This window comes from Corynebacterium sp. LK2510 (assembly GCF_040946405.1).
Classification (GTDB): domain Bacteria; phylum Actinomycetota; class Actinomycetes; order Mycobacteriales; family Mycobacteriaceae; genus Corynebacterium.
In genome coordinates, this window is the sequence record NZ_JAYWLR010000050.1 from 1 (window position 1) to 702 (window position 702).

Genomic DNA, 702 nt, shown 5'->3' on the forward strand with positions numbered 1-702 from the left:
GACGCTACAACGTCTTCGAGGGCGGAATGATCTACTGGACACCGCAGCACGGAGCACATCCGGTTATGGATCCGGTGCTTCTTGATTGGTCTGCAGCAGGATATGAGAAAAGCTCTTACGGATTCCCCACAGGAGATCCGAAAGAAGAAGAGGATTTTGTTTCTCAGAACTTTGAGGGAGGAACACTAAAGTCTATTAAACGAGAGGGTCTACCAGGGGGTTCTCTAATAGGCGTTACTCCTTATTTAGAATTTCCTAGTCCTGCTCTAGCAGCAGAGTTTTTTGACCGTGTCGAAGCTGGATTGGAAGAGCTCCCCTTGAAAGACGCGATAAGCCTTCAAGCAGTGGGAAAGCGCTATGGCCCTTGTGAGCTGTCATTGGATAATCCGCACAACCGGAAAAGTTCAAATTTTGGAGCCGTGGGGTTCAAGCCACATACGAAGTGTACAGAAAAGGTACTGAGCGTGAAGCACGTTAATACATTGCGTTATAAGTACTATGCATGGTGGAAAAAGCACCTGATTTAAGGGGCGGCACAGATAATGACCCGGATTATAAATTCGATAAAAGAAAGAATCCTCCACATAGGTACAGCTCGCTTGACGTGGAACAAGATTGCATTGGAGACGTCGAAACCTCATTTATCGGGGTAACTGAAGGAAAAATTGTTACCTCAACGGGAACTTATTATGCGAGGGCTTA

General features: G+C 46.3%; 1 protein-coding gene and 1 pseudogene. Both read left to right on the plus strand.

From position 1 onward, the window contains the following. Positions 1-527 (plus strand): annotated as a pseudogene (locus VVR41_RS10695) (LGFP repeat-containing protein); the annotation flags it as partial. Further along, the coding region (locus VVR41_RS10700; protein WP_368524756.1) for a hypothetical protein at positions 503-702 on the plus strand (200 nt) is incomplete at its 3' end. The pseudogene VVR41_RS10695 and the gene VVR41_RS10700, both read left to right, overlap by 25 nt.